The 20,879-nt window shown below is 44.6% G+C and carries 19 protein-coding genes; 14 read left to right on the top strand and 5 right to left on the bottom strand.

The annotated features are described in order from the left end of the window. Positions 1–223: 223 nt before the first annotated feature. The 5 genes from V6W81_RS21920 (at position 224) to V6W81_RS21900 (ending at position 6,532) form a co-directional block, all read left to right on the top strand. Positions 224–1,108 carry an ABC transporter permease gene (locus V6W81_RS21920; RefSeq protein WP_338540387.1) on the top strand — a complete coding sequence of 295 codons (885 nt, stop codon included), beginning with the start codon at positions 224–226 and terminating at the stop codon, positions 1,106–1,108. An 18-nt stretch (positions 1,109–1,126) separates the two neighbouring features. Further along, positions 1,127–1,996 carry a carbohydrate ABC transporter permease gene (locus V6W81_RS21915; protein WP_338540386.1) on the top strand — a complete coding sequence of 290 codons (870 nt, stop codon included), beginning with the start codon at positions 1,127–1,129 and terminating at the stop codon, positions 1,994–1,996. Positions 1,997–2,090: 94 nt separating this feature from the next. Continuing rightward, positions 2,091–3,776, top strand: coding sequence for an extracellular solute-binding protein (locus V6W81_RS21910; RefSeq protein WP_338540385.1), 1,686 nt, complete (start codon positions 2,091–2,093; stop codon positions 3,774–3,776). A gap of 20 nt (positions 3,777–3,796) precedes the next feature. Further along, complete coding sequence (locus tag V6W81_RS21905) at positions 3,797–5,506, top strand: discoidin domain-containing protein (protein ID WP_338544044.1); 1,710 nt, start codon at positions 3,797–3,799, stop codon at positions 5,504–5,506. 84 nt (positions 5,507–5,590) lie between these two features. Then, on the top strand, positions 5,591–6,532 hold the full coding sequence (locus tag V6W81_RS21900; RefSeq protein ID WP_338540384.1) for a family 43 glycosylhydrolase: 942 nt from the start codon (positions 5,591–5,593) through the stop codon (positions 6,530–6,532). 325 nt (positions 6,533–6,857) lie between these two features. Here V6W81_RS21900 and V6W81_RS21895 read toward each other — a convergent pair whose 3' ends face one another. Continuing rightward, positions 6,858–7,892, bottom strand: a complete 1,035-nt coding sequence (locus V6W81_RS21895; protein ID WP_338544043.1) for an alpha/beta fold hydrolase — start codon at positions 7,890–7,892, stop codon at positions 6,858–6,860. Between the two features lie 680 nt (positions 7,893–8,572). Here V6W81_RS21895 and V6W81_RS21890 point away from each other — a divergent pair. From V6W81_RS21890 to pstB, 5 genes are all read left to right on the top strand, one after another. After that, positions 8,573–9,973 carry a stalk domain-containing protein gene (locus tag V6W81_RS21890; RefSeq protein WP_338540383.1) on the top strand — a complete coding sequence of 467 codons (1,401 nt, stop codon included), beginning with the start codon at positions 8,573–8,575 and terminating at the stop codon, positions 9,971–9,973. A 58-nt stretch (positions 9,974–10,031) separates the two neighbouring features. Beyond that, positions 10,032–10,895 (top strand): phosphate ABC transporter substrate-binding protein, encoded by an 864-nt coding sequence (locus V6W81_RS21885; protein WP_056701493.1) that lies wholly within the window; start codon positions 10,032–10,034, stop codon positions 10,893–10,895. A gap of 187 nt (positions 10,896–11,082) precedes the next feature. After that, positions 11,083–12,051 (top strand): phosphate ABC transporter permease subunit PstC, encoded by a 969-nt coding sequence (gene pstC, locus V6W81_RS21880; protein WP_338540382.1) that lies wholly within the window; start codon positions 11,083–11,085, stop codon positions 12,049–12,051. After that, on the top strand, positions 12,048–12,956 hold the full coding sequence (pstA, locus tag V6W81_RS21875) for a phosphate ABC transporter permease PstA (protein ID WP_145046786.1): 909 nt from the start codon (positions 12,048–12,050) through the stop codon (positions 12,954–12,956). The genes pstC and pstA overlap by 4 nt, the downstream gene beginning before the upstream one ends. A 172-nt stretch (positions 12,957–13,128) precedes the next feature. Further along, on the top strand, positions 13,129–13,884 hold the full coding sequence (gene pstB / locus V6W81_RS21870) for a phosphate ABC transporter ATP-binding protein PstB (protein WP_338540381.1): 756 nt from the start codon (positions 13,129–13,131) through the stop codon (positions 13,882–13,884). Between the two features lie 92 nt (positions 13,885–13,976). Here pstB and V6W81_RS21865 read toward each other — a convergent pair whose 3' ends face one another. Then, positions 13,977–14,324: a hypothetical protein gene (locus V6W81_RS21865; protein WP_338540380.1), complete on the bottom strand. Its 348-nt coding sequence runs from the start codon at positions 14,322–14,324 to the stop codon at positions 13,977–13,979. A 170-nt stretch (positions 14,325–14,494) separates the two neighbouring features. Between V6W81_RS21865 and V6W81_RS21860 the strand changes: the two genes are divergently transcribed. Beyond that, positions 14,495–15,094: a DUF4304 domain-containing protein gene (locus tag V6W81_RS21860; protein ID WP_338540379.1), complete on the top strand. Its 600-nt coding sequence runs from the start codon at positions 14,495–14,497 to the stop codon at positions 15,092–15,094. A 19-nt stretch (positions 15,095–15,113) separates the two neighbouring features. On the opposite strand, the gene V6W81_RS21855 is transcribed toward V6W81_RS21860, so the two are convergent. Both V6W81_RS21855 and V6W81_RS21850 read right to left on the bottom strand, forming a co-directional pair. Beyond that, the gene (locus V6W81_RS21855) at positions 15,114–16,442 is read right to left on the bottom strand and encodes an amidohydrolase family protein (RefSeq protein ID WP_338540378.1); all 1,329 of its coding nucleotides are present in this window, start codon (positions 16,440–16,442) and stop codon (positions 15,114–15,116) included. Positions 16,443–16,632: 190 nt separating this feature from the next. Then, positions 16,633–17,244, bottom strand: a complete 612-nt coding sequence (locus V6W81_RS21850) for a TetR/AcrR family transcriptional regulator (RefSeq protein WP_338540377.1) — start codon at positions 17,242–17,244, stop codon at positions 16,633–16,635. 251 nt (positions 17,245–17,495) lie between these two features. On the opposite strand from V6W81_RS21850, the gene V6W81_RS21845 reads away from it, so the two are divergent. From V6W81_RS21845 to V6W81_RS21835, 3 genes are read left to right on the top strand one after another with little or no spacing between them, the layout of a single operon-like run. After that, positions 17,496–18,512: an ABC transporter ATP-binding protein gene (locus tag V6W81_RS21845; RefSeq protein ID WP_338540376.1), complete on the top strand. Its 1,017-nt coding sequence runs from the start codon at positions 17,496–17,498 to the stop codon at positions 18,510–18,512. A 2-nt stretch (positions 18,513–18,514) separates the two neighbouring features. Next, entirely contained in the window at positions 18,515–19,303 is a 789-nt protein-coding gene (locus tag V6W81_RS21840; RefSeq protein WP_338540375.1) for an ABC transporter permease, read from the top strand. A 19-nt stretch (positions 19,304–19,322) separates the two neighbouring features. Next, on the top strand, positions 19,323–20,117 hold the full coding sequence (locus tag V6W81_RS21835; protein WP_338540374.1) for an ABC transporter permease: 795 nt from the start codon (positions 19,323–19,325) through the stop codon (positions 20,115–20,117). A 134-nt stretch (positions 20,118–20,251) separates the two neighbouring features. Here V6W81_RS21835 and V6W81_RS21830 read toward each other — a convergent pair whose 3' ends face one another. Continuing rightward, positions 20,252–20,680 carry a hypothetical protein gene (locus V6W81_RS21830; RefSeq protein ID WP_338540373.1) on the bottom strand — a complete coding sequence of 143 codons (429 nt, stop codon included), beginning with the start codon at positions 20,678–20,680 and terminating at the stop codon, positions 20,252–20,254. Positions 20,681–20,879: the final 199 nt, after the last annotated feature.

The raw sequence follows: 20,879 nt of genomic DNA, 5'->3' as shown, positions 1-20,879 counted from the left end.
CCGTGCCTTAAAATGAAAGCGGTTTAAAAATGATTCAGATTGAGGTTATGATCTTCACATTTTGGCATTTTGACATGAAAGCGCTTTTGTTAAGCTTACATTACGAGGACGCGTCCCCAGAGCCATCACAGAGGAGGTATGCACCATTAATGAGATTGGTTCCGTAAAAACAGGCTCGAATATAACGCCAAGGGTGTCCCGGCGAACGCCTTGGAAAAAGGAATTGAAGAAGAGCTGGCCACTGTATGTATTGTGTATTCCCGCTTTCGTATTTGTCTGTATCTTTTCATATGGTCCGATGGTCGGTCTGCTCATGGCTTTTCAGGATTATAAACCATGGCTTGGGATCTCAGGTTCCCGCTGGATCGGGCTGGACAATTTCGAAAGAATCTTCCGGTATGACGAAGCAACGCAAGCCATTATCAATACGTTGATTATCGCCGTTTCCAAAATTATCGTTGGTATTATCGTTCCGATTATTATGGCTATTTTGCTGAGCGAGCTGCGGAATGTTGGCATTAAGAAAAGTGTGCAGACACTCGTTTATCTGCCTCATTTCTTGTCATGGGTTACGGTTGCAGGGCTGATGATTAACATCCTTGGATTGGATGGAGGCATCAACCAGATGCTGACCCGCATGTTCGACATCGCTCCTATTTACTTTTTGGGTGACCCGGATCTGTTTAGATTTACGGTCGTAGTCAGCGATGTATGGAAAAGCTTCGGGTTTGGCATGATCGTCTATCTGGCGACCATTGCGGGGATCAACCCTTCGTATTATGAGGCAGCCGAAATTGATGGTGCGACACGTCGCCAGCAAATTATGTACGTTACCCTGCCAAGTATGTTGCCGATGATTATTGTTATTTCTACGCTCAGTCTGGGAAATATTCTGGACGCTGGATTTGATCAGGTGTTCAACCTCTACAACCCTCTTGTCTACAGTACGGGAGATATTATTGACACCTATGTTTATCGTTCTTCCTTGTTGAATGGGCAATACGGATTCGGTACAGCGGTAGGGTTGTTCAAATCGGGGATCAGTCTAATCTTGATCGTCGTATCCTATAGGCTGGCCTATAAGTATGCCAACTACAAAATATTCTAACAGGGAGGGAGAGGCAGTATGTACCATAAGACGACAGGGTATAGAGTTTTCTCCGTATTCAATTATGCGTTTATGATCTTGGCAGGACTGGTGTGTTTTCTTCCACTGCTTCATTTGCTCGCGCAATCCCTCAGTAGTAAGGCGGCAATAAGCGGTAATTTGGTATCCTTTTGGCCGGTCGGCTTCAATATGGACGCCTATGTCAAAACGTTTAGCAATTCTAACTTTATCAGTTCCATGTGGACTTCGATTCTTCGAACGGTTCTCGGAACATCCATCAGCATGTTTATTCTTACTTGCGCAGGATATGCGCTGTCCAAGGAATTCCGGGGACGCAACGTGCTGATGTGGTTTTTTATCTTCACCATGCTCTTCTCTGGTGGATTAATTCCTTCTTATATTTTGGTTACAGGTCTTGGTTTGAAGGATACCATCTGGGCGTTGGTCTTGCCGGGAGCATTCGGAGCGTATAACCTGATTCTTCTTGTCAATTTCTTCAAAACGATCCCGAAAGCGCTGGAAGAAGCAGCATTTATCGATGGAGCTTCCTTTTTTGCAATCCTTAGCAAAATTTATTTACCGTTGTCTCTACCAGGCATAGCTACGGTATCCTTGTTTATTATGGTAGGGCACTGGAATTCCTGGTTTGACGGTATATTGTACATGTCGGATGCGAGTAAGTATCCGCTGGCTTCTTTCCTACAGACCGTAGTGGTGCAGAGCAACATGCAGAACATGGCGATGAGTCAGTCGGAAGTGGAAGCGATGTCGGAACAGAGCATCAAGGCAGCCCAAATATTCGTGAGCACACTGCCAATTATTATGGTTTATCCTTTTTTACAACGATATTTCGTGAAGGGAATTGTGCTGGGGGCTGTCAAAGAGTAAGAAGAGGTAAGTCACATGTTCGGATTCATGCTTACATGGTTTGGATTCCATAGTATTCATAGCAACACCAGTCGAGCAGAGGGGGATTATCTCTATGAGAGAAAGAAGTAACGTGTGGAAAATGTTAAGTACAATCATGTTGTCAGCACTTGTCGTAGCCGGTTGTAGCAGTGGCGAGAGCAATACCGTTGCGACGCCAGAATCCGTGCTGAAAGATGGAAAGTATGATCCGCCGTTGACCATGACGATTGCCAAACAACAGGATGAGAATTCAGGGAAATACATCAACGGCGAAAGCTTGAATGACAATGTGTTAACTCGCTGGGGCGAGGAAAAACTGGGCATTAAGATCGAAACTACGCTGCTTGGGGGTGATGCTTCACAATATAATACCAAGTTACGGCTTGCACTAACGGGTTCAGAGAAGCTGCCAGACGTTCTACCGGTCTATGACACGATGCTGATTAATGACTTAATCGAATCTGGACAGGTGAAGGAAATTACGGAAGATATCGCAACATACATGCCTGACCGCATCAAGGAAATCTACAAACAATATCCATCGACCTTCAATCCGGTTGTTCGGGACGGCAAAGTGTATGGTATGGCCATTGCGCCAAATCTCACAGAAGGTGAAGTCATGCTGATTCGCCAAGATTGGCTCGACAAACTACAATTGAAAGCGCCAACAACACTGGAAGAGTTCGAGCAAGTCATTGCGGCATTTACGAATGATGACCCGGATGGTAATGGCAAGCAGGATACATATGGCTTTACTTTCTCGGGGAAGGATTCGTACAACACAGGCTGGGTGAGTGATCCAGTCATGATTTTCAGTGCATATACAGGTAAACATCTTCCAAGACAATGGGTTAACGATAATGGCAAACTGGCCTATGGATCGGTCGCTCCAGGCAACAAGGAGGCACTTGGCAAGCTGCGTGATTGGTATGCGAAAGGATATTTGAACAAAGAGCTGGCTACGCAGGGAGCATGGGACGCTTTGTCAGACTTTACGGAAGGCAAGGCAGGCATTATCGTCGGTCGACCTTGGTTATACGGCAGTGTGAAGGATGTGGAGAAAAATATAGAGGGTGCCAAAGTTGTTCCCTATCCGACCATCCAAGGTGTGAACGGAGATAGAACCTATCAGACTGCTCAATTGAACGATGGCGTATTTATGTTTAACAAGGACTTTCAGAACATGGAGGCCTTCTTCCTATACTACGATAAAATGTACGATGCTGCGTTTGGCACAGGAGAGTTTAAATACGGCTATGCGCAGGGATATGACTACGATATCGTCAACGAAGAAGTCACCTTCGACCCGCAGCAATTCAATACACCGTTGGAAGCCGTGCAAGGGGTAGGGAAAATGGCCTTTACGAAAAATACACCAAGCGTCGACGGTCCTGGTCAGTCTTACTACGATCTGGCTAATGGGGTAGAACCGGATACAGGTGTTCTCCTTCAGAGTGATTCAAGGGATCAAACGACCAAAGACGGATATCGAATCTCTTATGAGAACCGCGATTCCTTGGTACCCAATGATTTTAACGGCCCACCTACACCAACGATGCAAAACATATGGGAACAGTTGACGACCATGGAACAAGAGATATTCACCAAGATCATTTATGGCAATGAACCGCTCGAAGCGTTCGATACCTTTGTTAAGCAATGGCACGAGAAGGGCGGCGATGAAGTAACTGAGGAAGTCAACGATTGGTACAATCAAGCGAGCAAGACAGATGTCATGGCATTGATGAATCTGAAATAATAAGGAGATGACTCAGCGTGATGATAAAAAAATCAAGAATAGCAATCATTGTTGCATTTCTATTGCTGGCATACCATTTCTCTGCTGCTGTACCAACCACTCAAGCTGCGGGTGAAGAGACGAATATTGCTGCAACGCTGTTTGTACTAAAGAACGATTCTGAGGTGAACAATGCCAAGATCCACTGGGCACCTGTTGACGGAGCGACCGGGTATGAATTGCTTCGCTCCGAGAACAATGGGGCTTATGAGTTATTACAGACCTTAACTGGGACAACAACAGATGATTATGATCTTCAACTAGGTAGCACGTATACCTATCAAGTGAAAGCGTATGGGGGAAGCACCGTGCTAACCTCCGCGGTTTCACCCGCATATACGCCATATGTGCTTCCAGAGAACCTGACTACGTTTGATAATACAAGCAAGTCAACTCTGAACCTGCCGAATGAACTCAAAGTCGGGGATACCTACTACAGATTCAACTTTGTTCAAAAGCCAACAGGTGGATTCGGTCAGATGATCCAACAGACGTCAACCGATGATATTACCTACGGCAACGATAAAGTGGTGCTATCTTATACCGATCATCCAGACTTGGCGGATAGCAAATTTGAGGGAATTAATATTCTCTACCATGCTTCTACCAATAAGTTTGTATTTTGGGCTCACTATGAGAACAGCACAGACTATACACTTGCCAGAGTATCAGTGGCATCTGCCACACCTGGAGAAGATTTTACATTTCATAAGAGCTTCCGACCAGGTGGAAATGAATCTAGAGATATCTCCATTTTCAAAGATGATGATGGTACAGCGTACTTGATCTCTACGGCGAATAATAATTCGGATACGATATTGTATCAGTTAACTTCCGATTGGCTGGATGTCGATCACCAAGTGTCTACCATTTATCAGAACCAGCACCGGGAACTGCCCAAGGTAATCAAAAAAGACGGCATCTATTATTTATTCTCCTCCCAAGCTGCGGGCTGGTATCCAAGCATACCGATGTACTCATCTGCCACAAGCCTCGATGGAGAATGGTCTGAACTACGCGTAATTGGTAATACCTCGACCTTCTCGGCACAGTCTGGCTCGGTTATGCGGGTCACCCCAGATACGGGCGACAATGTCGTGATGGTTGCATATCGCTGGATGTTCGGATGGGCAGGCACGCAAAATGGAACCACAGAGGAACGATTGTTACCAGTTTGGTTCTCTAACGGATACGCATTCTATGATTATTTTGATCAGGTGTTATACGATACAGTCAATGATGTCGTCGTTCCTGTACAGGACGGAAGACTACTGTCACAAGGGAAAGAGGCAACTGCACAAACGGCAACAGGAACGAAACCAGCGAGTTACGCTAATGATGGAAGCTATCAAACCGAATGGGTAGGTACCAGCGTTGCATGGCCACATTGGTGGAAGGTGGATCTTGGATCAGTGCAGCAGATTAACAATGTACAGATTTCATGGTGGATGCAAAAAGGCTCCGAAGGATTCTATAAATATAAAATCGAGACGAGCAACGATAATGTGAATTGGACCGTCGCATTGGATCGAACGGACAATAAATCCTACGGATTTACTTCGGATACCTTATCAAGTACGGCCAGATATGTGCGAATCAATATGCAAGGTGCAACGCTTCATAACAATCCTAACAACTGGTACACACCAAGATTATGGGAAGTCAAAGTGTTTGGAGAGGACATCGAGTAACCTAGCGACTCAGCGTCCTAGTGAACGATGTATTAATTAATGATGTTTCCCGAGAGTGAATGTCGACAGAAGAGAGGTAACGTCATGAAGACAACATTAGTCAACGGTAGTCTCTGGAATGATATCAACGGTGAACCCATTCATGCTCACGGTGGGCATATGTTATATCATGATGGTTACTATTATTGGTACGGTGAAGACCGAAGAGATGATATCTATGTGAGTTGTTACCGATCCAAGGATCTATTCCAGTGGGAGTTTCGGGATCACATCCTGACGACTTCGACTCCAACGGCATCCATACGAGTCCGCACGAAGTTGGAGTTAGTGAATGATGAGGGTGGTAAGGTAAACCTTGAGCGCCCCAAAGTTCTTTTTAATCCCGTGACTAAGAAATTTGTGCTCTGGGTGCACTATGAGAATGGAAAGAATTACAATGACGCTGCATGTGCTGTAGCCACCTCCGATTATCCGGATCGTCAATTTGTCTATCACGGGAGCTTCAATCCTTACGGGTATATGTCGAGAGATTGCACACTCTTTCAGGATGATGATGGAACAGCTTATTTTATCTCGGCGGCCAGAGACAATGCGGATCTGCATATCTATCGTCTTCAGGAAGATTACCTGAATGTAGAACGTTTAGTCTCGAAGCTGTGGCAGGGTGAATATCGGGAAGCCCCAGCCGTGTTCAAGCGGCATGAGAAGTATTATATGCTTACCTCTTTTTGCACAGGTTGGGAACCGAACCAAGGGAAGTATGCGATGGCCGATTCAATGGAAGGTTCGTGGAGCATGCTCTATGACTTCGGTGATGAGACGACGTATCGTACACAGCCGGCTTTTGTACTGAAGCGATCAGCGCAGGAGTATCTATATTTTTCGGATCGCTGGAATGGGGCGGATTATTTCCAATCTAGTTATGTCGTGTTGCCTATTGAGTTCAATGGCGCTGTACCCGTTCTTAACGAGTATGCTACTTTGACCTTGAGTAGCGAGACGGATTCAATTCTTTTTGCAAAGTAGGTTGTGCCATACCTTGTAGGCCAGTCTGCTCATTCATATCCAATGCTATATAAATTGAACTAAACATTTACACGGAAACGGAGAGGACAGAAATAACCTGAAGAAGCGGAGCGGTCGCCTTTATCCCCGGATTTTCCCGTTATAGAGGGAATCAAAAAAATCTGGGGATAACAGCGATCGTAAGGTTGTTCTGTCATTGGAGTGGCAAGTGTAAATATTCTTTAGTTCAAGTTATATAGATCGCTCTGCGAGTCGTCCATGACTTGCAGAGCTTTTTCGAGTTCTGGCGCGAGCAAATGGAGCTGGGTGTTTCTAATGTCTAAGTCTAATTTCGAAAGGTATCTACCATCCAATTGAAGAACTTCTGCTTTTCTTCATAGTGGGGATAATGAGCTGACTGCTTGTAAGAGATAAATTCTTTGTGGTCTGCTTCAATGTTGTCGTAGAACAACTTAGCTGCATGGGAGGAGGTCATATAGTCGTAATCCCCCATAATGAAATAAAAGGGCAGATCCAGCTTTGTAATCTTGGAAGGTAAAGGATGATGCATAGCCTCAGCGATCAGCACCTCTTGTGAAAATATAATCCCTTTATTGTAGCGGATGGCATCAAGCATCGTATATTCACTGCTGAACGTCATTCCGAAGAAGGTAGCTTCAGGGCTGTCTATCAACCTTGAAGCACCACCATATCGCTTCACGATATCGCGCGGTACAAAGGCTTGCCCTTGTGCAATGGCACCATATATCTGCTCCAACTGGTGTACGTCCTCATCATTACCAGCCAGCCGAGCTTGCTCCATCATCTCATTCCATCCGTCCGTCTCGCTCTGCTGAATATCCGCCATTTGTCCAACTCCAATGTAGGCTTCGTATTTCTCCGGTGTTTGCTGTGCAGCAAGCGTGCCGATGTACGTGCCGTAGGAATGACCCATTAAGATCACTTTCTCTTTCCCCAGACGTGTAGTGATGTAATCCGTGATGGCTAGTGCATCTTGCACTAACAAGTTAGCGGAGAGATTGGAATAGTCTTCAAAAAAATGATAGGACTTACCGCTTGCTCTCTGATCATAGTTGACAATTGTAAATCTCGTTTCCAATAGATCTTGAACTTTCTTAGCGTAAGGGATCTCAGATGCACCAGGTCCACCGTGTATATACAGAATAACCGGATTACTCAGATCCTGACCCCGGATCATGATCTCATGATCTGTGCCATTGATGTTCACTTGTTCTAGGACATGGATACTGTTAGAGCCTTCTATGGAGGATGTCCATGTTGGAAAATAAAGAACGGCAATACTGAGTGCCAACACTGTAATACTCAAGCAGAACAACATCGTTTGTTTCACCTTTTTCATAGGGTATGTACCTTTCACCTTCACATTTAATTTATCCATGTGCCAGTTGCTCATGAACGTATACCTCTATGTTACTTGATCGGTGATTATTTCAAATCGTACGCTGGTGTGAGATTATCGTCCGTCTTGAGTCTTAGGTGGAAATTTGTCGGATTCTACTGTGGTTAGGTGTTGCGAAGGAGCGGTCTGGAGCCATATTTGAGGAAATAAAAAAGTGGATCAAGCCGTTAATGCCGACCGAAAATCAAGAGTTTCGTTAATTGAATTTACGAGTTTACGTTCACATAACAGAGCTTAATGAAGTATGTCAGCGATATGAGCAAAAGCGACAATTTTACTTATCACGTGGAGTCATATTTAGGGTTCGTAGCGAGTCACCGATCACGTTCTACGCGCTCTTTAGGGTGATATGAAATTATTTACAATTCAAGCACAATCCACAGATTTCCTTTTTACAAATCGCTCCTATAATAGCAATCGTACAAGGTGATTTTGAGTAGAAACGTGGGAGTATGGGGGGATGAGCCAGCAGGGGGATTAACGGTCATTTTGCATCAATTCAATAGGTGATTCTCACAACAAATGATGCAAAATGCAGATCCGAGCAATACGCAGAACATGAACAGCAGGACACGACAAACAAGGCAAATTATATGGGAAAAGAAGGGTGAACATAGCCAATGGTAATGAAAAAGGCGTTAGTAGTGTCCATGGTAGCCACAGCGTTAGGCACTTCTGTTGTAAGTGCGGTCTCGGCTGCTCCTGCCGTGAAACCTGTCTCCAATGCAGCTCAGATCCAACATTCCACGTTTACCATAAACGGCAATACCGTCACAATTCGTTCGATCGTTAAGAACGGTGAGACGTTGGTATCCCTTCGTGATGTGACCAAAGCCATCGGTGCACAGACCGAGGTACATAACGGAACTACAACCATCAAGTTAAATGAACATACTGTGCAGCTTGAGCAGAATTCTAAACAGTTCGTAGTTGACGGTACTACTACGAATCTGACCCAACCGGTTGCCCTTATTGGGGGAACGAGCTACGTTGCACTTCGTCCGCTCATTGCTGGAGTTGGCGGTACACTTGTGAAGAGAGCCGGCGTACTTGAGATTAGCACGATTCCATTGTTGGCAGAAGCCGAGAGTCCACGTTTTGCTGGAACGGATAAGCTGATTGTATCCAAAAATGACGACAAGGGCAGATCGGACTATCTCGTGAATGCAACGAACGGTAAATATGAACTGTTGTTCACGACAGACGGCGGATCAGATCTCGTTATCTCCCCGAACGGTGACAGTGCGGTCTATACCAACGCCGAAGGAGCCGTCTACACCATTGACCTTAATACACAAAATTCAAAATTAATTACGAGTGATAACAGCATTAAGTCCGATCTGGTGTGGGCAGCAGATGGTAGTGCGATTTACTTTTTGCAAGGGGAGAAAGGATCGGTCATTGCCAAGCTGAACCTGGCTGATGGAGCCATTACCAAACTGGTGGAAGACAAGGTGGATTATAAAGAGAATTTGAACGTCTCCGCGGATGGCAAGAAATTTGTCTATAGAGTAACGTCACTTAGCAAAGTGACTTCGGATTCAACGAATGTCGACGAAGATAATGTATCGATCGATTTCTCGTCTGATCAACAGCAGATTTATTCGTATAACATCGGTGATTCAAAACCTGAAGCGGTGAAACTCACCACTACAACCGATGACAAGCTGTTTGTATGGTCTGCAGATGGACAGAAGGCTTATTACGTTAGCGTACCGTCTACAGAGGGTAAGGCAACACTGATGTCTGTTGATTCATCCCAGAAGGTGAGCTTTGTGTATGCGGATTATGACGTAGAGCAAGTGATTCTGTCGAACGGAAAATTGGTTGTGCTTGCCGCTCAAGATGATAACAACAGCGTGATTTATTCCATCGATACGATCACAGGCAACCAGACGAAGCTATTCACGGTATCCTCGAACGTATCCTCCATTGCGGTTGTTGGATCCCAGATTGCCGTAGTTGAGAATGGTCAGGTGTTGGTGAGTTCAGGACAGGGCTGGAGAGCTGTAACGAAGTAAGGATTGAGAAAATCAAATATTAACCATGCTTGTTAAATTGAGAGGAGACTATTTTCCCATGAAAAAATGGATCAAACCCTTCACAGCAATGCTTATGGCTGTAACGCTAATTGGTGGACTTGGTGGCGCTACGACGGCATCAGCTGCCAAAAGCACGGAGAAAGGCAAAATCGTAATTAATGGTTCCTCGGCGTTGCTGCCACTTACCCTTCAAGCGGCTAGTGAATTCAAGAAAGATAACCCAAAGGTCAAAATCTCTGCTTCCGCAGCGGGTTCTATCACAGGCCCTCAATCCGTTCGTAAAGGTATTGCTGACATCGGCGCGGTGGACTGGGATGCTTCCAAGGACGTACCTGGCTTCAAGAAATTTGATGGCTTGGTAGCGAATCCGGTAGCTGTAACAGTGTTCACGGCGGTTGTGAATACGAATGTCGGTGTAAGCAACCTGACAACCAAACAATTACAAGATATCTTCTCTGGCAAAATTACGAACTGGAAAGAGGTAGGCGGTTCGGATGCAAACATTGTTGTAGTTAACCGTAAATTCGGATCAGGTACACGAGTTAACTTCCAACAAAAAGCACTGGATGGTAAGGACTTCATGAGCAAAGGGGACAACTACAAAGAAGTTGGCTCCAGCGGTGACATGAAAACAACGATTGAAACGACACCTAATGCGATCGGTTATATCGACCTTCCGTATGTAACGAGCAAAATGAAGGCTGTCTCCATCAACGGTGTAGCACCAACAGAGAAAAACGTTCTGAACAAAACGTACAAAGTATGGGGCATTGGATATTACATGACGAAAGGTCAGCCAACAGGGGCTACCAAAGCGTTCATCGAGTATATTCAGAGCAGCAAGTTCCAGAATGGTTCCCTGAAAAAGCTGAAGTTCATTCCACTCGCAGCTGTTAAATAACTTATAGTGCGTGTTCAAAAAGGTCGGTTTTCAGTACCGAGAAGATCCTTCGTATTCAAAAGCGGACTTTTTGAACAACCTCTTATATGTAGCCGTTCGTTAATTCCACATTTCATAAGGCAAGGGATAGCCAGCTTCCGCGCGTGGTCGCCAAGCTGGCTTCTCTATGTGAAAGGAAGAGTCCGTCATGATGGATATGAATGCACCTGCCAACAGCTCCGCGCCAAATGAGCTTGGCTCAGATGTTGGCAAGGCTCCCGGCTCGGGAACACGTTTTGACCGGAAGGCACGCCTAAGGTGGTCTAACAAACTATTTCGCGTGATTTGTATTAGCAGTGCACTATTGGTATGTCTGATTTTGTTATCTATTCTGGTTCTCATGCTTCGGACGGGTGTACTCACATTTGCGGATGTTTCATTGAAGGAATTCTTCTTCTCCACGAACTGGGACCCCGAGAATGAGCACTACGGCGCGCTGACCTTCATTCTGGGTACGCTGGCTCTGACAGGACTCACCATGCTGTTTGCCATTCCGATCTCCGTCATAGTTGCAGTGTTTCTGGCGGAAATGACACCGAAATGGCTTCGTCAAGTGTTACGTCCTGTGCTGGATCTATTGGTGGGTATTCCTTCGGTCGTATATGGTTTCCTGGGACTGACAATCCTCATCCCATGGCTTAGAGATTTAAGTGGCAACGATCTCGCCGACGGTCTGCTCGCAGCCTCCATCGTACTGACCATTATGATTCTGCCTACGATTAGTCGGATTAGCGATGACGCCATATCAGCCGTACCGAATAAATACAGGGATGCGGCGTACGCCCTAGGTACCAACCGTTTTCAGACGATAACCCGTGTTGTCTTACCTGCGGCGAGAGGTGGAATTACTTATGCGGTCATTCTCGGAATGACACGTGCTATCGGGGAAACGATGGCTGTGGTGATGGTTATCGGCAATACAGCGCAGCTTCCAAACAGTCTGTTTACACCAACATCCGTGTTGACGAGTAATATCGTCATGCAAATTTCAAGTGTAGAGTTCGATTCGACCTGGAATCGGGGTCTGTACATGATGGGCTTTATTTTGCTCGCGATCTCCATATTGATGATTGTTGCCGTAAGAATGTTCCAGAGAAAAGGGGTACAGGGCTCATGAGTATGAGAAAAGAGGTAAGCGCGGGTTCCCCTTATTCATTCAGTAAACGCAGAAGAGCTTCTGTGCTGATGGATCGGCTGTTTACGGGCACGGTCTGGGGCATAGGTATCGTTGTCATCCTATTTATCATTGGACTGCTATTTCTTCTGCTGCAAAAAGGCCTTCCAGAGCTGAGCTGGGACTTCTTATATGGGTTACCAAGTGAGATTGAAGAAGGCGGTGGGATTGGGCCGGCACTATTTAATTCATTCTATGTGCTGATTATCTCCTTGCTCGTCTCTATTCCTATCGGTATGGCAGCCGGAATCTATCTGGCGGAATTCGCTCCGAACAATAAACTCATTGAGTTTGTACGGATCTGTGTGGAGGGATTGTCCTCTGTTCCGTCGATTATTTTTGGATTGTTCGGGATTGCCTTATTTGTGGAGTTCTTCGAAATTGGTTTAACCATCTTGGGGGCAGCAATTAGCCTTGCTTTCTTAAATCTGCCGGTGCTGACGAGGGTGACCGAGGAATCGATTCGAGCGGTTCCGGTTGAACTCCGCAATGCATCATTTGCATTAGGTTCAACGCATCTACAGACGATTCGCAGTGTATTACTGCCGGTTGCTCTGAACGGGATTATGACAGGGATCTGCCTTACCGCAGGGCGGGCATTTGGTGAGAGTGCCGTTATTATTTTGACCGCAGGTGTGTCCACTTCGGGGGAGATGTGGGATTTCAATCTGTTCTCGCCGGGGGGAACCCTCGCAGTGCACTTGTGGTATATCCAATCTGAAGCGATTGTACCGGATGCCGAGCTGATTGCACAGAAAACGACGGCTGTACTGATCTTCGTAGCTTTGCTCATTAATATTCTGTTCCGTGTACCACTGTGGTTGAATGCACGCAAGACTCAAGTCTAACAGCTGTATGCCTAGTCTAATTTGGAGAGGCGACTTGCGAGGAAGATCTTATGCTTACGTCAATATTGAACCTAAATGGATAGGTTAAATTACGACAATATTGTTTACCTGGTTTATCCTTCGCATAAGCAAATAAGGAACGTAATTCATTTCACCACTGGGAGGGCACCTTGTGCAACCTATTATTGAAATTAATAAGCTGAATTTATATTATGGTACATTCCAAGCGCTTAAAGAGGTCTCGATGAATATCTCGGAACGAGCCATTACTGCCTTTATCGGGCCGTCTGGATGTGGGAAGTCCACGCTGCTACGCACGCTTAATCGGATGAATGATCGCATTCCCGGCACACGCATTGAGGGTAAAGTGGCCGTAGGAGGAGCTGACATCTATCATGGTGAAGTGCATGTGGAATCTCTTCGCCAAAAAATCGGAATGGTCTTCCAGCAGCCTAATCCTTTCCCCAAATCCATCTACGAGAACGTAGCCTTTGGGCCCAAACAACATGGGATTCATGGGAAGAAAAAGCTAGATGAGATCGTTGAACAGAGCCTTCGTGCGGCTGTGTTATGGGATGAAGTGAAGGATAACTTGAAGCGTTCCGCATTAAGTCTATCTGGAGGACAGCAGCAGCGTCTCTGTATTGCACGCGCACTAGCAGTAGAGCCGGATATTCTACTGATGGATGAGGCTACAGCATCCCTTGATCCCGTCTCAACCTTCAAGATTGAGGAGCTCACACATGAGTTGAAGGAACGCTACACCATCGTGATGGTCACCCACAATATGCAGCAAGCGGCGCGGGTATCCCAGCAGACCGTGTTTTTCCTCAATGGTGAGGTCGTGGAGTACGGCGCAACCCAAGATCTATTCGCAACTCCCGTCGATTCGCGCACACAGGATTATATTAGTGGCCGATTCGGCTGATCAAGCAAGCGCATTAGAAGTTATATTATATGACCGCTATATCAAATATTAGATGCAAGTCTTTCAGCTCGGTTCTGAAAGACTTTTTGTTTTTACATTTTCCAAGGAGCCTTCGGGATGTTATAACGGAAAAAGGTTGTATGTTCGTGCTTAACATAAATCCAGGGCGGTGATGGGGGAGTGTGTAACGCTTTGTATAACGGTATTCTTTCATCGCTGGTGGCATACTCCTCAATCGCATCTATATCCTCAAAATCAACCTTCCCCTGATAGGATAAAGTCTGGCCGTTAAGCGTGACCTGAGGTGAGCCTGACAAAACTCTCTTCGCCGTGTTGAATACGCCAACCTTCCCGGAAGACCATAGGAACAGATCACTTACAACGAATAAACTAACGAGAACAACGATGCCCACGACCCAGCGCTTTTTGTTCACTGTCATGCATATTGACCTCCGTTAAGTAGAGTTAGAATCCATTATAAAATATAGATACATCACCAGAGTTGCCGAGAGAGTCTGTTTGTTGAACTCATCCATTTCTTGCTATAGTTGTATTATGACAGAGTAAGCAGAACTTGATCATTACTAATTTCATCTGGGGAGGGCTATTTATGCAAAAGCTTTTTCAGGAAATGATTAAAAATGATATCAAACCCTATTTTACGAAACAGGGGTACTCCAAGCAGGATCTAAACTTTCAAAAAACGGATGAAACATTGGTTTACAAGTTCAACATTCAAAAAGTAAAGTTCAATACGGTTCATCGTGTCGGTTTCTATATCAATATTAGTGTCCATTCCACTGAGTTGGCCGAATTGCAATCCGGACAGCCGGGGGCAAACGTTGTGGAGAATAAAGCTCATTTTATCTGCCGAATTAGAGAATTGGTTCCATCCGCTCCAGATGATTATGTCCTAACAGCCGAGATTGACCCAGAGTTATTAAAGAGAGAGCTGTTGGCGCATTTAGAAGAAGCGATGACATTCCTGTACACCCTAACAAGCGCCAGAGATATAGTAGAGTATTATATGGCTAAGACAGCACTACATTTAAGCGACGAAACCTTCCGCTTTCTATTGCAAACCGGCGATACGGAAGAGGCCAGACATTATTTGCAGCAGCTCCATACCAAGTATGGAGACCAAAAGCGCTGGGCGATATTTGATAAGAAATTTACAGCTATTTTTGCCGAGTACGGAATGAAGCTGTAACACCGATCTGGAGAGGGGACTAATTTAGCCAAACAGAATCTAGAACAGCGTCAACTTCTGGAATTCTAGTGACGGATGGCTTATCAATGAGATTACCTTTGACCATAACCATCGAGATGTCTGACAAGGCTTCAATCTGCTCTAACGGACTCTGTTCGAGCACAATCAGATCAGCCTGTTTGCCAATGTCCAGTGTACCTGTGACCTTGTCAATGCCTAGGATTTTCGCATTTGTACGGGTTACCATTTCAATAACGTGCTTGTTGCTCAGGTTGGTTCGTCTCATATAATGATCCATCTCTCTCCACATATCATAATGAGTCACGAAAGGCATAGCGGCATCCGTACCAATCCCAACCGTGATATTGTTCTCAACTGCTTGTCTCATACTTTGGAGCATAGAATCATAGATCAATCTGGAATTCTCCTTCACCGTTTGACTAACCTGGGTCACATTTGTATCCAATGAAGCGGAGGGGTAACCGGCTTGCAAAGTTGGAATCAGAGCGGTGTAACCATGCAGGGCATTGGGGTTATTTTGATACAAACGAATAATCTCGTCGTCCATCTCTGCACCATGCTCAATCGTATCGACGCCACCTTGTAGCGCAACTCGAACACCTTCCGTGCTTTCCACATGGGCTGCTACCCGCATACCAATCTTATGTGCTTCATCGCAGATCGCTGCAACTTCCTCGACCGTCATCTGTAGGCGACCAGCCTCCCCAACCATCTTGGCATCTGTCACACCACCTGTGACGCAGATTTTGATCAGATCGACGCCGTGCTTCACATTGATTCGTACATTTCTCCGTGCCTCCCAAGGCGAGTCGCCCACCAGTGCCAGGTAAGGAGCACCATGCCCGCCCGTCACACTTAAGAAGAACCCCGAGACAAGTAGGTTAGGGCCTACAAATTCACCGTTATTAATCTCATCCCGAAGTTGAACATCGGTGTAAAAGAATTCTCCCACACTGCGCATTGTCGTTACCCCCGCATGAAGTGCGGTGAGCGCGTTGCGTTTCATTCGTTTTTTCAACATACGTCTACCGAATGTCGTATTCAATATCCGATCATAGGCAAACTGCAGCATACCCTCACTAACCGAGAGACTGAACGGTTTCCCATCAGCAAACAGGTGCACATGTGCGTTAATGAGCCCTGGCATCACATATTTTCCAGAGAGATCCATTGTATTGTAGTGGCTTGGGATATGTAGCTCATGATCTTGACCGATATCCTGAATTAGTCCTTGCTCATTGACGAGAAGGGTCATATTTTTTTGCAGATTACGGTTCGCATCTCCGTGAATTAGATTAATGTTTTTTATTGCATAAGCGGTGTTCATGTTGTGTTCCTCCTTAGGTAGTAGGGTGTTTGGTTTAAAAGTGAATTATTAATTCATTTTTCGTTCAAAAAAATAGGGTGACTTCTGATATGGATTTTATACGTGCAAACTAGATGAAGTTAAATCGATCTAATCTGCACGCTTTGTATTGTTTTCTACCCATGGATAGGAGATGACAGGTCAGGGGCTGTTATTCGTTCAAGCTCTTCATCCCGTAGAGTCTGTATACATACAACGCTTCAAATATCTGTTTGCGGCTGTCCTCAGTCATCTCGCGTTTTAACAAGTCCAGGTTCATGTCGATCACGTTGTGGGCGAGAATATCGAGCAAGATTAAGTTTTCTTCAGTGCCAATCTCATACCGTTTATATTGATTCTTGAGATAAGCCTTCTTGGTCTCGATCATCAGCTCAACAAGTTCATTCTTGGCGTTGGTGTAGATGGTGCCTTTATTTTTCTCAAAGATAATGACGATCTGATTCCGATACTTCCGTAACACATCCACTTGTTCCTGCAATAGTGCAGACTTACGCTCGCTATCGGTCTCTTCGAACAAGGTTTGGTTATCAAAGTGAATCGTCTCCACCAGCACCTTCTTCAGATAATCCACCAGATCTGGCGGCACGACCGCATAGAATAGATCCTTCTTATTCTTAAAATAGGTATAGATATTGCCCACGGAAATGTTAATCTCATTGGCAATATCACTCATCTTGGCATCCACATAGCCTTTCTCAAAGAAAACTTTGAGCGCTGCGTATTCAATCTCTTTCCTAACTTCGTCTTTCTTGGCTTGCACCATCGGGAACGACTCCTTAATAGTGAATGAATGATTCGTTATTAGGGTAGACCTTTTTGGAGAGGTTGTCAAATGGAACTTCCAATAGGCAATTGAGAACATATATCTAATTATGATATGAAAAATAATCTAATAATGTTGGTACTTATTTCATAAGCAAAAAGCTAACATGTTTCTAAAGAGTTGATTGGTGAAAATTGTAATAAATTGAGTTCTGTTACATGACTCCTAAAGAAGCAGACGAGGTGTGATTCATGAGCATTATTGATGTAAGCGGTATCACTAAAGTGTATCGGCAATACAAGCGATTCCCGGGACTGATCGGTTCCTTGAGAAGCTTAGTCACGAGGCAGTATACGGAAGAGGTAGCTGTACGCAATATCTCATTTTCAATCGAGGAAGGAGAAGCAGTAGGATATCTAGGGCCAAACGGTGCGGGGAAATCGACGATGATCAAGATGATGACGGGTATATTGGTTCCGACCTCAGGACAATTGAGCGTGCTGGGTTCGATCCCGCATGAGAATAGACAACATAATTCACAGCATATCGGTGTTGTGTTTGGACAACGAAGCCAGTTGTGGTGGGATCTTCCCGTTCAGGATTCCTTCGATCTTCATAAATACATATACAAGCTATCAGACGATACGTATCACCGAAATTTCACTATGTATTCCGAGCTTCTATCGTTATCGTCATTTGTCGGGAAGCCAGTCCGGCAGTTAAGTTTGGGGCAGAGAATGCGGGTAGAGATCGCAATGGCTCTATTACATGATCCTAAAATTTTATTCTTGGACGAACCGACAATAGGTCTAGATGTCATGGCCAAAGAACAGATCCGAGAGTTTCTAAGAATGATTAATAAGGAGAAAAAGGTCTCCATCGTACTGACGACGCATGACATGAAGGATATTGAAGAGATCTGTCACCGAATGATCGTTGTGAACAAAGGTAATATGGTGTACGACGGATCTGTGGAACAATTACGCAGAACGCTTGGTGATCAGCGTCAGGTAATCATTGATTTCCGGGAAGAGTCTGGAGCAATTGATATCCCGGGCATGCAATTAATAAAGAACGAGGGATTACGGAAAACGTATTTGTTTGAAAAAAGCGACAGAACCGTATTTGATTGCGTGAATCAGATTGCACGTGAACATGCCATTGAAGATGCCTCGATTGAAAGCGTTGATATCGATTCAGTCATTCGAAAGCTGTATAAAAAGCTGGAGGAAGAAGATCGAGCGAATGCGCATGAGAGGAGAGCCTAAGGTTGAAAACGTACATTATGTTCGGGGTAAAAACATTCTCCAATCAACTTTCGTATCGTTCTGAAGTATGGCTAAGATTGTTAGGGAATTTCGTTGCTATTCTGATTCTGACTGAAATATGGAAGGCTGTATTAGGGAATGGGACGATTGAAGGCATCGGTGTAGAGCAGATGATTACATATAGCATTATCAACACACTTCTGGCTGCCTTACTTCTTACTGGAATTAGTTCCAAGGTAGATAACAGTCTCAAAACAGGCTCCATAGCTTCTGAACTTATCAAACCGATGTCTTATCCGCTTCACCTATTATCAGAAGGACTAGGGAATTCGTTGTACCAGTTGCTTTTCACCTCCATTCCTTCATTACTCATTGCATGGGTGTTTTTTGGTTTTCTTCCGCCAGCTTCTGTGACCCATCTGTTATTATTCTTGATTGCGCTGCTCTTGGCCTTGGCGATCTCTTTCTTGCTAGGGTATCTCATATCCTTACTGGCATTCTGGCTAATGAATCATTTTGCTCTGAATTGGATGTTGGGCGGTCTCATTACCATCTTCTCGGGCTCTTTTTTACCCTTGTGGTTCTTTCCTGATTCTTGGGTGACCGTTACCAAAACTTTACCCTTCTTATATCTAGGATATCTTCCTGCTGCGGTTTATTTGGGAGCGATCCCACTTCAAGAAATAGCGACGTTGATTCTCACAGGTATGGCATGGATTGCCGGACTCACACTCCTCGTGTGCTGGTTATGGAATAGAGCGATCAAACGTCTGGTTGTACAAGGTGGATAAAGTAGAGAGGCTGATCTAAATGACTTTCAAATTGTTCGGGAAATTAGTCTATTTGTTAACCAAAGAACGAATGGAATATCGCGGGGATTTCTTGCTTGCCGTGATTGCACAAATCATCAACTATACTGGCGACTATATTATTATTTGGCTGTTCTTACGTAAATTCGATACATTGGCAGGCTGGACCTGGCCAGAAATTGCGCTCTTATATAGTCTGGGGCTGTTCACGTACGCACTTGGAGCGTCGTTTTCATTTGTACAAATGCGTGAATTGGAGAGTCAGGTGAAGAATGGGACGTTTGATTCGATCCTGGTTAAACCCGTGAATCCGTATCTTTACTTAGTATGTAGGGGATTTAACCTGGGCTACCTTGCGCATGTGGCGATATCAGGGTCTGTGCTGCTGTGGGCGTTGTTTAAGTTAGACCTGAGTCTGAGCTGGGTGGAAGTGGTGTACCTGATCCTCTGTATTATTGGCGGTGCCATGATTCAGGCGGGATTCATGTCCGTGATCGGGGCTGTATCCTTTGTATGGGTCAAAACAAACTTCCTGTTCACCTTATTTTTCAAATTTAAGGAGTTCGTATCATACCCACTTCCGGTATTCGGTACCTTTATCCAGGTGCTGTTAACGTTTGTCATTCCCTTTGCATTTATCAATTTCTATCCGGCTGCATTTCTGCTAACAAAGGAAACCGCGCTTCTATCGTCGTGGACGATGTGGCTAGTACCTGTCATGGGTCCGCTATGTTATTTCCTTGGTTATCGGATATGGATGTCGAGTGTGAATAGGTATCAAGGTGCGGGTGGGTAGGGGAGAGAAGATAGTAGGGAGTTGGGGTGAGTTTAGCATTAAAAGAGGATCATACTTGTAAATTGAAAAATATATAGCTAGTTCTTATAGAAGAAATGAACAAGGAGCACTTGTGCAATGCTCCTTGTTTTTGTTTATTTGGTATCTACGAGTTCAATGATGTCAGAGTTGGATTTCTTTAGAGCAAGCGTCTTTTTATCGTTATTAGATAACAGTTGTTCAAAAGTCACGTTATATGACTCTAAAGCTTTTCTCCAGTCACCAGTCGTGGTAACCTCAGAAGCTTTGGAGAGGAACTTTTCATAGATCGTCTGTTGTTGTTCCTCCGAAGGAAGTTCGTCATCTTCAAATTGTAGACCGAAATAAAACGTCTTACTGTCTGGGTCGTAAGCATAATGCGTTGAGGTGACATCATCATCATTGGCTTCAATATTTAGGCTTGATTCTTGCATCGTCTTAATTAAATCATCAAGAGAAACTGCTTCTTTCTCATTACAGCCAACGAGTAATATTGAGGCAAGGGTTATTAGAGTTATGATTAAACTAAAACGCAACTTTGTCATTCGTTATCCTCCTAGGGATGGAATTAAATTTAGTTGAACTGATTTATATATTTAATTATATCTTGAAAATTTATAAGTCCAAATCCATAATGATCATCTCTTCCCTTTGTACCTAGATCAGTTGAAGTTTTTTTGAATATTGCCATAAGATCTTTTTCGTCTATTTCAGGGTCAATAGTTTTCAGGAGTACTACCAAGC

Origin of the sequence: Paenibacillus tundrae (assembly GCF_036884255.1) — a bacterium.
GTDB lineage: Bacteria > Bacillota > Bacilli > Paenibacillales > Paenibacillaceae > Paenibacillus.
This window is presented reverse-complemented; position numbering and strand designations above follow the sequence as displayed.